This is a genomic window from Flavobacterium sp. MK4S-17 (genome assembly GCF_009848495.1).
Lineage (GTDB): Bacteria > Bacteroidota > Bacteroidia > Flavobacteriales > Flavobacteriaceae > Flavobacterium.
Window position 1 is genome coordinate 123670 of record NZ_WWEP01000035.1, and the last position, 13390, is coordinate 137059.

At 38.6% G+C, this 13390-nt stretch carries 10 protein-coding genes; 4 read left to right on the top strand and 6 right to left on the bottom strand.

Features of this window, described 5'->3' with window-relative positions:
• Position 1 precedes the first annotated feature (1 nt).
• A complete protein-coding gene (locus tag GSF09_RS11980) occupies positions 2 to 2065 on the top strand; it encodes a type IA DNA topoisomerase (RefSeq protein ID WP_159801733.1) in 2064 nt (687 codons plus the stop codon).
• A 37-nt stretch (positions 2066 to 2102) separates the two neighbouring features.
• Here GSF09_RS11980 and mobC read toward each other — a convergent pair whose 3' ends face one another.
• The 4 genes from mobC to mobA all read right to left on the bottom strand — a co-directional run bounded on the left by mobC (position 2103) and on the right by mobA (position 7355).
• On the bottom strand, positions 2103 to 4103 hold the full coding sequence (mobC, locus tag GSF09_RS11985; protein WP_159801735.1) for a conjugal transfer protein MobC: 2001 nt from the start codon (positions 4101 to 4103) through the stop codon (positions 2103 to 2105).
• A gap of 334 nt (positions 4104 to 4437) precedes the next feature.
• Positions 4438 to 5325: an FRG domain-containing protein gene (locus GSF09_RS11990; protein WP_159801737.1), complete on the bottom strand. Its 888-nt coding sequence runs from the start codon at positions 5323 to 5325 to the stop codon at positions 4438 to 4440.
• A gap of 324 nt (positions 5326 to 5649) precedes the next feature.
• Positions 5650 to 6915: a conjugal transfer protein MobB gene (gene mobB / locus GSF09_RS11995; protein WP_159801739.1), complete on the bottom strand. Its 1266-nt coding sequence runs from the start codon at positions 6913 to 6915 to the stop codon at positions 5650 to 5652.
• A complete protein-coding gene (mobA, locus tag GSF09_RS12000) occupies positions 6912 to 7355 on the bottom strand; it encodes a conjugal transfer protein MobA (protein WP_159801840.1) in 444 nt (147 codons plus the stop codon). The genes mobB and mobA overlap by 4 nt, the downstream gene beginning before the upstream one ends.
• A gap of 610 nt (positions 7356 to 7965) precedes the next feature.
• On the opposite strand from mobA, the gene GSF09_RS12005 reads away from it, so the two are divergent.
• Genes GSF09_RS12005 through GSF09_RS12015 form a run of 3 tightly spaced genes read left to right on the top strand, consistent with a single transcriptional unit; the run spans position 7966 to position 9774 of the window.
• The gene (locus tag GSF09_RS12005) at positions 7966 to 8751 is read left to right on the top strand and encodes a ParA family protein (protein WP_159801741.1); all 786 of its coding nucleotides are present in this window, start codon (positions 7966 to 7968) and stop codon (positions 8749 to 8751) included.
• The gene (locus GSF09_RS12010; RefSeq protein ID WP_159801743.1) at positions 8738 to 9139 is read left to right on the top strand and encodes a DUF3408 domain-containing protein; all 402 of its coding nucleotides are present in this window, start codon (positions 8738 to 8740) and stop codon (positions 9137 to 9139) included. The genes GSF09_RS12005 and GSF09_RS12010 overlap by 14 nt, the downstream gene beginning before the upstream one ends.
• A 2-nt stretch (positions 9140 to 9141) precedes the next feature.
• Positions 9142 to 9774 (top strand): hypothetical protein, encoded by a 633-nt coding sequence (locus tag GSF09_RS12015; protein WP_159801745.1) that lies wholly within the window; start codon positions 9142 to 9144, stop codon positions 9772 to 9774.
• Between the two features lie 16 nt (positions 9775 to 9790).
• Here GSF09_RS12015 and GSF09_RS12020 read toward each other — a convergent pair whose 3' ends face one another.
• Together GSF09_RS12020 and GSF09_RS12025 are read right to left on the bottom strand one after the other, a co-directional pair.
• Positions 9791 to 12067 (bottom strand): hypothetical protein, encoded by a 2277-nt coding sequence (locus tag GSF09_RS12020; protein ID WP_159801747.1) that lies wholly within the window; start codon positions 12065 to 12067, stop codon positions 9791 to 9793.
• Positions 12060 to 13247 carry a hypothetical protein gene (locus GSF09_RS12025; RefSeq protein ID WP_159801749.1) on the bottom strand — a complete coding sequence of 396 codons (1188 nt, stop codon included), beginning with the start codon at positions 13245 to 13247 and terminating at the stop codon, positions 12060 to 12062. The genes GSF09_RS12020 and GSF09_RS12025 overlap by 8 nt, the downstream gene beginning before the upstream one ends.
• Positions 13248 to 13390: the final 143 nt, after the last annotated feature.

The following is a 13390-nucleotide window of genomic DNA, read 5'->3' on the forward strand; positions in this document are numbered from 1 at the left end:
CATGATTACAGTACTTGCAGAAAAACCCAGCGTGGCCCGTGAACTGGCTGCGCTGCTAAACGCTACGGAAAAAAAAGAAGGCTTTTTTCAGGGAAATGGCTATTATGTCACCTGGGCCCTAGGGCATCTTGTGACCTTGGGTCTACCTGAAGATTATGGCCTCCCCGGTTTCCAAAAAGATAACCTCCCTATAATCCCTTCACCCTTTATGCTCACCCCGCGAAAAGGGTCCGGAAATGAACGGCTGCTGCCCGATAAAAGGATCGTAAAGCAACTGGTTGCTATTGGGGAGCTGTTCAGAAAAAGCGAAAGCCTTATTGCTGCGACGGATGCCGGCCGCGAAGGAGAACTCATCTTCCGCTACATATACGAGTACCTGAATTGCAGAAAACCTTTTAAAAGGCTTTGGGTCAGCTCATTGACCGAGAAGGCACTCCGGAAGGGTTTTGCCAACTTATTGCCGGGAGAAGAGTTTGAAAACCTGTATCTCGCCGCCAGGGCGCGCAGCCGTGCCGACTGGCTGGTCGGTATTAATGCTTCGCAGGCGCTCAGTATAGCAGCAGGTACAGGAGTTTACTCCCTTGGCCGGGTACAAACGCCTACCCTGGGGCTGGTCTGCAAAAGATTTTTGGAACACCGCGACCATAAACCCGTGAAATACTGGCAGATTCAGCTTGTACATACCAAGTCGTTTATAGAGTTCAGGAGCAATGGTGCATTACATTTCGATACGCAGCAGAAAGCCGAAGATGTTTTAAAATCAGTACAGCGCCAGAGCCATGCCACAGTATCCGCCATACTATCGGAAACTGTCCATGAACCCGCTCCCTTGTTGTTCGACCTGACAGCGCTGCAAAAGGAAGCCAACCGGAAATATGGGTTAACAGCAACCGAGACACTTGAAATTGCACAAGGCTTATATGAAAAGCAATTTATTACCTACCCGCGCACCGGCAGTGAATACGTGACGCAGGACGTATGGGAAGGAATACCGGCGCTCATAAGAGGCCTTCAACACGACCCCGAGCTTGGCAAGCATCTTACCAAAATAAAATTCGGAAGGCTTAACAGGCACATTGTAAACGAAGGTCAGGTGACCGACCACCATGGCCTGCTTATTACGGAAAAGCTACCATCTGCCTTATCGGTAAAAGAGGATGTCATCTTCAAAATGATAGCCCTGCGATTACTGGAATCAGTTTCGGAAGCCTGTATTAAAGAAGTCAGCCGTATTACATTGCAGGTGCTGCATTATGATTTCGGCCTGACTACTTCTGAAATAACAGAGCCGGGTTGGCTATCCATACAGAACGCCTTTGACGAAAATACTAACGATGAAAGAAATGTACCCGAATTAAAGGAAGGTGACCGGGTAACTATCACATCCAGCACCATAAAGCAAAAACAGCATGCCGGGCCACAGCTGTATACAGAAGCCAGCCTTTTACCCGCAATGGAATATATCATTTCCGAAAACTGCACCGTAGCGTCAAAGCAGGATTTAAAGCACGTTGGCCTGGGTACGCCCGCCACAAGGGCTTCAGTTATAGAAGGACTGCTGGAGCGGCAATATATAGCACGTGAGGGTAAAGCTCTTATCCCAACCTCAAAAGGACTTGCGGTATATGATATCGTGGCAAATATGCGTATAGGCTCAGCAGCCATGACGGCAGATTGGGAAATCGCACTGGTAAGTATTGAACAGGGTACATTCTCCAGCGAAAAGTTCCAATCTGAGATTGAGGCCTACACCAAGAGTATCACCGGGGAGTTATTAAAAGCTCCTGTTAAAAATGAAGCTGTCCCGGAACTGCTATGCCCCAAGTGTGGAAAGCACCACTTGCATATTTCCGAAAACGTGGTAAAGTGCCCCGCTGAGCAATGTGGCTGGCTTCAGTTTAGAAAAGTCTGTGGTACGATACTACCTGCTGCAGAAATTGAAAATCTGGTCAAGAACAGGAGCACGAATGTACTTAAGGGAATGATCAGTAAATCCGGCAAAAAATTTAACGCACGGTTGATCTTGGACGATGAGCACCAGGTTGCTTTCGCTTTTGAAAAATAATATATTACTAAACGGGGTTAGTGATTGCAAGCCCCGTTTAGTTTTTAGGCTTAAGGTGTTCCAATTCAGGGTCATTTTTAATACGTTCCAGTTCATTGTAAACAATGTTTACAATGTCCAGCTTTACCTGCCTGTAATTGTCCTCCACCTCCCTCTTAAGTATATCATTCCCTTTGTCGTCAGTAAAATTTCTAATGCTAGGAATCTTCTTGTAATTTTTTTCCTCTTCTGCAACCTTTTTCGTATCCACCACGATCTCTGCATGGAAGATCTTCTGTTCGATGCGTTCATCGAAATTGTCTGATACTGCACCTACAAACATACCCTGCGTAAGGGTCGAAATTTTTGAGGCAGGGATAAGGCTATCCAGCTGTGTCGATATAGAGGTGGACTTGTCAGTCCGGTTAATGGTCATGCTTTGGCGTTTCTGCAGCACCTTGCCAAAGCGCTCCGACAAGGTTTTGGCGGTTTCTCCAACAACCTGGCCGCTAAAGATATTCCCAACGGTATTTTGTATCACTTTACTTTCCTTATCCCCATAATCCCTGGTTAGCTGCGAATAATCCTGAAAGCCGAGGCATACGGCAACTTTATTACTACGCGCTGTTGCAATAAGGTTGTCCAGCCCGCGGAAATAAATGGTAGGCAGCTCATCAATTATAACCGAACTTTTTAATTGCCCCTTTTTATTTATCAACTTCACGATGCGGGAATTGTAAAGCCCAAGGGCGGCAGAATAGATGTTCTGACGGTCGGGGTTATTGCCCACACACAGTATTTTAGGCTCCTGCGGATTGTTGATGTCCAGGGAAAAATCATCAGCGGTCATCACCCAGTAGAGCTGCGGGGAGATCATCCTTGATAATGGAATTTTAGCCGACGCTATCTGCCCCTGTAACTGATCCTGTGCGCCGCCCTGCCAGGCATCCATAAAGGGAGATAAGTAATTTTCAAGGTCCGGATAAGAAGTCAATATTGTAAAAACATCCGCATATTTTTTATTCAGCAGCTCTATAGCGTGTGGAAAAGTGCAATATTTACCGTTATCATAAATCTTTAAAAACCAAATGATGGCAGCCAAAAGAATAATTGGTGATTCTACAAAAAAATCGCCCTGCTTTTGTATCCAGCTGCGGTTCAGGTTCAGCATAATGGTGTACGCCGATTCATAGGCGTCAGAGATGTCCGTCATAAAATCAGGATTGATGGGATTGCAGCGGTGGCTGCGGCGCGGGTCGTCAAAGTTGATAACATAGAATTTCGGCTTGACTGTATATTTGTCAGCATACCTGAGCAGGTGGTTATAGGCTATAGTGGAAAGATCTTCAAACTTAAAATCATAGATGTACATGGAGAACCCTTTTTCGATGTGTTGCCTTATGTAATTATTAACCACTGCAAAGGACTTGCCCGAACCGGGCGTACCCAATACTATAGTCGCCCTAAAAGGGTTGACAATGTTGATCCAGCCGTTGTTCCATTTACCCTCATAATAAAATTTGGTAGGAAGGTTTACCGAATAATCGTTTTGCATTAATTGTGTTTCCTGCCGGAAGCTTTCGTTCTCCATATTAAATACATCATCCATGAGGTTGTTACGCAGCAAACGTGACATCCAAATACCTGCCACCATCAAGGAAATATATCCCGCGCCTGTTGTAAGAATATACAGGATTACCCCAGTAGTACCAAAAACCCTCAACAGTGGTGTATTGAAGAAAAACAACAGCAGCCCCACGGCAAGTACGCTGTTGATCTTGCGCCAGGTGACCTTTTCATTTTTAACCCCTTTCGTACCCAGGCAGCTGAGGGCTAACAATACCAAAGCAAATAGCTTTGCGTACAGCACCTCAGAGAACAAACCTGCTTTGTCCTGGAAACCAGACAAAATTTTATTGGCTAGTTGTAACGTCCAACCCTTATCTTTAAACACGCCGTAACAAAACCAGTAAAAGTGCATGAGTACCAGCAAAATACTTACTGCGCGCATGAATGCCATAATTTTGGCCAACCCCCTTATGTCGTCTTCTCCCTGCATGTTCCAGCTTTTTTAATTCAAAGGATTGAACTTAAAAAGTTTAGAGTTAGGTAAAGTTATGGCGGTAGTGTATGGCTGTCGGAAGCACTAGTTGGCTTCTTGCAAAACTAATAGAAATTAATAGGCTCTATAATAAACAATTTCTTCCTTTCAACTCAAAAAATTATTCCGCTTTAATAGGACTAATTTTGACTTTCCATATTTTAAAACGTTGGATTATCGGTTTGGAGATTGGCGCAGTGGCGGATTTGGGGATACAAAACTGTCAATATACTATAAGAGTTGATGTGAGGTAAAACTTAAATCGTACTAAAAAGGGAAGCCTAAAACACTTTTAGCTACAGTTTTTTATTTCACAATTTACTTTTTCAATTATATCATCAGCATCGTCTGTTTCGATTATCATCATACTTTTTCTGTCAATTCCTCTTTCAAGTAGCTCATTAAATATAGTTCTTTTTGCTTCAGCAGATACTTTAACACGAAACATCATATTTTTCCAGAATTCTTTTTTATTAAGCGGAACATCTAGGTTTGAATTTTCCGAAGCAAATAGTCTACCGTGTTGTCTAAATAATCTAAATTGATACGTTCTTTCATCAATATCATCAATATAAGTTGGGACATTACACATGAAAGATTTGTCTAATTCAAATGGATTATATTCTGGGTAAACAAGTTTGTCGTAGTCAGATGTTTCATTAAAAATAAACTCAGATGGTACAAGTAGTCCCCAAAGTTGGCCATCTGAATTTTCATGTTTTTCTGATGGTTCACACATAAAGAAAGATGATAAAACGCTTGAAGTTGAGAAATCTATCAGATTTGTTTTTACACCAGCGTGTTGAGCTTGAAATAACAAATCCCAATTTTCTCCAAAGGGTTCAACGCTATGTTTGAATATTTGCTTTTCACCAAATTTTTTAATTACTCTTTCCTTGAAAATTTCTGTCCCTTTTTTTTCAATTTCTCTAGCTTTATTTAAGTCAACTTCATTTGAAAAAGGTGGTCTGAATATTCCTGGTAATACGTCCCATCCATAATTTTGTTCACCTCTGTAATGAGGCATAACATCGATTCCGATACTAAATCTTAAATTTGTTCTAACATTTATCAATTCAGTGTGAAGATTATTTACATCTTCTAAATTCTTAATCTCAAAATTTTCTAAAGGATTGAGATATTCTTTTTTAATGTGTCCCGAAATTTCTATATAGTTCATAGTTTGTTTAAATTGTAGCTAACTAGTAAATTTCCTCAAACAGATATATTTTTTTGAGATATACTTTACTTGTTGTACTTGTTGGATTTTCAATGTTATTAAGCCTATTAACCTCATTGTGTTAATCAAGGCAATGGGTACTGCGTATAATTGTGGTTGGCTGCATATTAGATCTTATCCAGTTGATTCTCCCAAATATAATTAATTGTTAACTACGTTTTATGAGGAAAAACCGTAAACACCACTCTTTTGTTACCTAAAAAAAGAGGATTTGTGATCCTAATTTACTGTGACTTATCAATAATGAATAACGATTGCGTTTCCTTATTTGCCTCTACTACGCTTTCTCTTTTTCTTCATCTTATTTTCAAAATCGAGTTCTTCATAATCCTCACCCTGGCTATCCAGTAATAAACTTCCCAAAGACTCGAAAATACTATCATTACTGCTATAAGTCAAAAATCGAAATGGATCTTTCTCAATATAATTATTAGTAGGAGAAGTAGAAAGTGTAATGGATTGTGTGGTATCCAAACCAATTTTAATCCCGTTATTCCACCAGTCATTAAAAACGTTAGCCGAAAGATTCTTACTTAGTTGCGAACCATTCCATACGCTCCGGGATTCATGGTCGATAAAAGTAATCCCATATATTCTTCCCTGATTATTCCGACGTACAACTACATTGATACCCTGTCCGAGCAGTTGTTTTTTAAAATCCAACTCCCCCGTAGCCATATGCATAGCAGCTTCAATAGTATTTTTAAGTATTGCCTTTGAAGGATGCTTTGCCATTTCCGTCCTGGACTTTTCAAAATGCGCTTCGAGATGATCCAAGCCTGCATGCCGGCCGAACGAGGAAGATTTAAAGGGATTACCCGCTTTTTCTCCTTTAGCATCAAGGGCAAAGTAGACCAAACCTTTTTTTGGTATGCCGTAGGCTTCCCCGCTTACCTGCTCGCAGGTAAGATTAAAGAGGGAAAGTAGTGCATTATAAGTACCGAGATTAGGGAACAAGTAATATTGTGGCAAATACCGGATTACTGCTGCAAGCTGGCTTTTTACGTCCCCTTTGGCATAGTTAACAGGCTTGAAAAAAAGCTTGTCATTTTGCTGTGTTTTTTTATCCGCGGGTTTTAAATTAAATTTCTTTTCAAGGTTACGGCAGGCTGCCATGGAACGGTGATGGTCATAACTGTTGCTGATCTTGCGTCCATCGATTTGTACACAGGTTGTCACGATATGGATGTGGGTACGCTCAATGTCGGTGTGCTTGTAGACGATATAGGGCTGGTTGGCATACCCCATTTCTTTCATATATTGCTCTGCCATCTTCATAAAGCGATCGTCGCCGACCTTATCGGATGGGTCGGGATTCAAGGAGATATGCCTGACCGGTTTCTCAGTTTTATTGTTAGCGATCAAGTAAGGGTCAAAAGCACGGCAGATTTGTGCTACCGTGAAGTTACCATCAACGGGCTCGGGTATTTTATGGGCAAGTAACACCTTGCCGTTTTCCTTATCCACTTTGAGTTGGTTATAGGAGACAGCCCCAAAAATATTCATCCCTTTACCGATTTTAGCAATCATTTTTGCTGATTCTTTAGCAGATACTCCGATTCAAATGCTTGGGTCAGTTCGATGATATTTTTGCACAAGGCAGCCATTTCAATGGTTTGTTTTTCCAGCCTATAGAGGTAAGCAGCCGCTTTTTTCTCTGAAAAATTCCGGTATAATATCTTTACCACCTGGTTATAATTTACACCGATTGAACGGAAAAGGCTGAAAAATTTGGTCAGTTGGGTATGGTATTCCATCGCCTGCAGGTCAATTTTCACCACTTTAATTTCCCTCTCCAGCAAAAGTGAAATGATAAACTTTGCTTTGTTGTGCATACCGGAGGTCTCATACAGAGACAACAGCTTTGCATTTTCTTCGTCATTCAGGCGAAACACATGGCGGTGTGTGCTGGGGTTAAGCTTGGGCTTACGCCCCCCTTTTTTCCTTTGTTCATTATCCTGTTCTTTCATCATCAATCCATTTTAAAGTTAAAACACCCGACTTCGGAGGGATGTTCCAGCCCCCTGAAAGGGCAAGTTGTTTTGAGGCACCGATTACATTTCGGGTGCCTCAAAACATAACTTGCTCCTTTCCCGCGAAAGGAAATCCACCTGATACTGCGGATTGCAGAGAATCAAGGGAAAACGGCTTCAGGCCGTTTACTTTAGATCCCAAACTGTCAGTTCTATACTGACAAAGTAAGAGAACCTTTTTATCAACAGCAGTGTCGGCTACCCGGCCAAAACCTGACTGTGAAGGCTAAACCGTACCAGGATCAAAAGCCCTGAATAATCGCTGATTTACTTTGTACCGATGGGTGTGGTACGTACATGCGTAGTTACGTAAATACGCACTTAAATATACAGCTACCCATGCAGGTAGGTACGTGTGTGGGTATTGATGTAGGTATAGGGCTATCTATATACTTACTTAATTGTGCAGGTACACGTGTAAGTATGTATTTGTATAAGCAGGTACTTAAACCTATACCTCTGCACATCTGTATACTTGTACCTGTATACATGGGTATGCAGCTACATACACCTGTACCTATTTTAGTAACTAGATAATTATATACATATGGAACGATTGGACAAAACACTATTTGTGGCCTTTGCTTCCCAAAAGGGAGGTGTTGGAAAAACGACCTTTACGAGCCTTGTCGCGAGCGTCCTTCATTATAGGCTGGGCTATAATGTAGCAGTAATAGACTGTGATTACCCGCAGTACAGCCTGGTACAAATGCGTGAGCGGGATATGAAAATGGTTATGGAAAATGATGTGATAAAAAAGCTGGCGCACCGGCAGTTTCAGACGCTGGGCAAAAAAGCTTATCCTGTTATACAGCAGAAACCTGATACGGCACTGGAGGCTGCGGAGCAAATGGCAGCGGATGTGAGAAAAGACCTTGACATCGTGTTCTTCGACTTACCCGGTACTGTAAATGCCCCAGGTATTATTAAAGCATTGGCCGGCATGGACTATATTTTTACCCCGATTGTGGCGGACCGTGTAGTGATGGAAAGCACCTTAGTTTTTACCCAACTGGTCACGGATGTGCTGATGAAACAAAAGCAGGTGGCGATTAGGCAAATTCACCTGTTCTGGAACCAAGTCGATGGGCGCGAGCGTAATCCGCTTTATGAGCAGTATGAGTCCATTATCAAAACACTCAACCTTAAAGTTATGAGTGCTTCGGTAGCGGCCAGTGTTCGCTTCAGGAAGGAAAATGATACATACAGCCGGGGAATATTCAGGTCTACTTTGCTTCCGGCTGATGAAAAGCTGCTACAGGGATGTAATCTTGATGGATTAATAAATGAATTGATAATTCTACTAAATGAGGGTAACGATGGAAAAGGATAAGAAAGACAAAAACGCTGATATTGATGAGCAGTACCTGATCTCTATGATGGCCGGTGGTGTTCAGAAAGAGGGGCTGTCGCTTAATACCAGCTCAGTTGAAAATATTGGGACCAAGCAGGTAACTAAACCGAAAGCAAAAGGCAAAACGGGAGGTACACAAAATTACGAGCAAGAGTTTTTCAGGAATAAGGACGGTAGTGCGCGTGCCGGCAAGGTGGTGTATATACGGCCTGAGTTTCACGAAAGGCTTACACGTATGGTGCAGGTCATTGGTGAAGACAAGATAAGCATCTTTGAATACATGGACAATGTATTGGATCATCATTTCAAGGAGTTTGGTGATGAAATAACTCAAAGTTTTAATAATAAATATAAACCAATACTGTAGTTATGGAAAAAATAATAATAGCTGTGATTTTAGGAGTAATAGCCACCTTACTTTACTTAAGGGCAAAGGTAAAAAATAACCCTGCCTCAAACAAAAAAGGATATGATCCATTGCCGGGAGTTCCCGATATTATGGGCAGGCCTAAGCTGGGCGGACGCCCTGTGCTGCCAAAACAGGCCATTGAGACAGAAAATAAGAGCAGTGCACCAGTAGTGCATAATTTTGATACTGAAAATAAACGGGAGACTAAACTCCCGATTCCGCAGGAAGAGCCAGATGAAGAAAACATACCCGACTGGGAAGAAGAAGAGGAGGATATGAAAGGGTACGCAGCAAAAGCCGTGTACAGCATTGATGATGGTTTAGCTACAGGGGTTACCTATGACGAGCTTTCTGCTATGGGACAGTTGCTTGAGCGCAAGGCGCTAAAGGCTTCTGAAAAAAAGAGAACAGTGAGCGTAGCTTCTAAAATCGACGGAACCGAACTTATGCGAATGTTGGAAACTGCTGTTGGAGATGCCTCAAAAAGGATAGCGAAACTGCTAGACTATGCTGATGACCACGAGTCGGATTCAGGTTCTTCCTCTTTGCGGAATGATAATGACGCGAATTTTAATATAAGGGATTATACTTAATCCCTTTATATTACTTTTATAAGCTTTTTGTAAAAATGGTTTGAATTTCAGCACTTAAACATTTAACATTTTCATCATCAATATTTTCTAATTCTTCCAATAGTAATTTATAATGATCTTTGTGTAAGCGTAGTTTACCGATAGATAAAGCATAAATAAATTCTAAAATAGCTTCGCCCTGATATTCATTCTTATGTTTAATAATTGTGGTTAAGAGAGTGAACATGTCTTCAGAAATTTTAAAACTATATGAATAGTTTAATTCCACTTCTTTCGCCGCTCTTAAAATTGACGCTTGAATAACACCATCATTAAAACGGTTAAAAATAAATGGGTCAATTAAATTTCGAACAAAACTAGTTTGAAATAGACCATCTACTTTGTTATTCCTCATATTGTTAAGTACACATGAAATGGTAAAATATATATCAGACTGTGTGATATTCTTGTAATAAGTATTGTCATTAAAGAAAGCTGAATTTTTTCTAATTTCTAATTTTTCATTTTTCAAGTTTTGATAAAATATATTATCGGACCCTCCTTTGACTCTACTGGAAGAATTTTCTTCTATAACATTAATCCTTTGATGAATTAAATCCGGAACATTATCTGATTCCTCCCTAATTTTTTTTAGTAATTCTAATTCTATTTCCCACGGAGTTTTTGAATTAGAATTGTCACAACTAATAGATTCAATCTCAATGTACGAACTGTTTTCAGGGCCATAAAGGCCGTATTTGATATTACTTTTTAATTCTTTCTGTTTTTCCGGATCACTGATACGATTTATTCCTATAAAATAAATTAGACGAATATTTTCATAATTTCTAAAAAAACGGCTTAAATATAAAAGGTTTTTGCCGTTAGTAATACAAGATCCTACGATTAAAATAGCTCCAGCACTCTCTTCTGGAATAAGCCCTTCAGTCAAATTTGCTTGATTTATAACTTCAATTGTATTATTTGAATGAATCTTAGCTTTGTTGTGTATGTATTGTGCTAGCAATTCTGATCCTTTATCATTTAGGTAAACAATATATTTTAACGATGCTGGTACAAATTGATTGATATAGGAATCAAGTTTAGCTTTGTGCAAAACGTACTGTCCTATATTGGATATAATATTCTCATAGTCGATATAAATATCGTATCTCTTTCTTTGCTGGCTTTCCTCACTATAAGACACTTTTAAAGATGTACCGGTCGTCTTATTGTGCTTAAACATTTCGACAAAGTCCTTTAATGATTTTGTAATATATTTAGAAACAATATTTCTTGTATTAATAATTGGCTCGTCAAGGCTAAAAGAGTCACCTATAATTTTTATAGCTGTAGATTTATTCTCGCAGAATTTGCATTTCTGATCGGGCTTGAATTGTTCATATAACTCAAGGCCATAATTTGTAGCTCTGTTTCCTTCGAGATTACATAAGATACGTTCCCTGGATAATTCCGAATCTTTATCAATTGGCAGATAATATATCACACATACGTTGGTAGAATTAACGGCCTCTCCATGATTCTCTTTTAAATAATTTACCAATCCTCCGGATGTAGAAGCGGAGATAATGAATACTGAATTATCCGAAAACCGCGTGTTTTTATCGTAGATCCCATCATAGGATTTAAATGATTCAATATTAATTTCAGTTTCAGAATTAAATCTTTTTAAATATTGATTAATAGAATAGCCAATTACATTCACCGATAACGTATCGCAATAGATATTTTTAATTTCTATTCCCCTAAATTTATGTAGGGTATTAATAGCAATGAAATCAATTTCGCACTTTTGCACAAGTACATTAGCTGTTCTTAAAAATTTCGATGAATGTTTACCTGAAGGAAATACGTAGTGATGCGACAGGCCATTACTTTCTACAAGTCCGCCATTTCTAACAAAAATATTCACAAGCCCTTGATTGATTAAGTCTTTAAATTGTTTCGTTAGAAATTCATGAGATTTAGGAATCTTAAATTCCGAGCCGTTATATGAGATATAAAAAATATTATCAGTAAGTGATTCTTCCTGCACTTTTGGTATACCTTTAAATATCTTGTCTTTGTTTTTATAAATTTCCTCCTGAACATTTTTATTCAATTCACAATAAATAAAAATTAATGCGCAAGTCTGATGAAATTCTTTGAAATGCTCTGTAATCTCGTTCTTTAGCGAATTAATGTCAAATCCAGTTGAAGGGTTAAAAATAACAGTTGCATCTTTATATTTTTTCTCCTTTTTAATAAGTTTGTCATTATCGAGAGCTATGTTGTATATGTAAAATTTACCCATTATATACTGCTTTTTTAAACGGATACAATATACTTATGTAAGAACCCTGGCATCTGTTTAGGGATTGATTATTTAAACCATCTTTGCTCCAGTGATTCAGTTTTAAATCTTCTAATTTTTCTAATGTAATTGGTATATAATTATCTTTTATCAAATCTCTATAAATGGAATACTTGTCTGTAGTAATACGAATAAAACCTTTCTTGTCAATAATGGTAAGTATTCTATCAAGACCAAGTCCCTTCTTGGTTTTTAAATTGGATTTTGATGAAGTTTGATTTTTAATAAGACACTTTTTAATAACTTCAATGTCAGAGAGTCCCGATTTATCATTAAATTTTTCAATAAATCCTACACCAGAGTCATATACTAGAATTTCTAAATAATAAACTTTATTAGAATCATTTATACAATTATCGACTATATAGCTATGGCTAAAAAAATCATGTAAGGGAGTGTTCTCAAATTCTTGAGTTAGTTTATCGAAATTATTATTATGGAAGCGAAAGTATACACCTCTTATACTTGATTGTATATCTTTCATATTTGCATCTGTCTTTCCCCATTCGTAAGTATTTTTAGTCAATTCGTAAACAATCTCACCAATTTGCTCAATTATGTCCTCTAGTTCAGAAGAATTGTACTGATTAAAAACCAACACATATTCATTAAGAATCTTCTTAACTGTAGAAACAATATAATCCTCGTCATCATTAAAACCATCTGCATTTTCGAGAAATTTGATAAGACCATTATTTTTGGACAAGTGATCCGTATTTGACAGTAAATATTTTCGACCTTTTAAGCTAATTAGGGAATTCATTTTTTTGAAATATTCGTTTTGTTTAAAACGAAGTGTATCTTTAAAGTCGTTGTCAAACTTGTCAATAAATCGAGCGGTATTCCATAAAAGAGAAATTATTGGGTAAGCATATTCTTGGCCGTACAAAGTATCTACATCGTTTACATCTACTTCAACTTTTAAAACTTTAATTTTCGATTTAGAATTTAAAGTAATTACGAATTTTAGTAATTCTGTTAATAAACCAAATCTGTATGTAGTAAATTCACTAGGAATATTTAGAAAAATACCATCAAAAGATTTGACAACGACAAATTCTTGATATAACTCTGCGATCTTATTGGGAGTGGTATTTTGATAAATTTTTATTTCAGTCATTAGAAATAATAGTTAATCTATTTTTAATCATCGGGATTGTAAAATCTAATCAAATATATGCAACTTTTTCTGGAAACCTGTGAAGAAGCCACCTTTGTTAATCTATAGGCTTCCATTGCACGACAATCACTCCCAGATAGTTC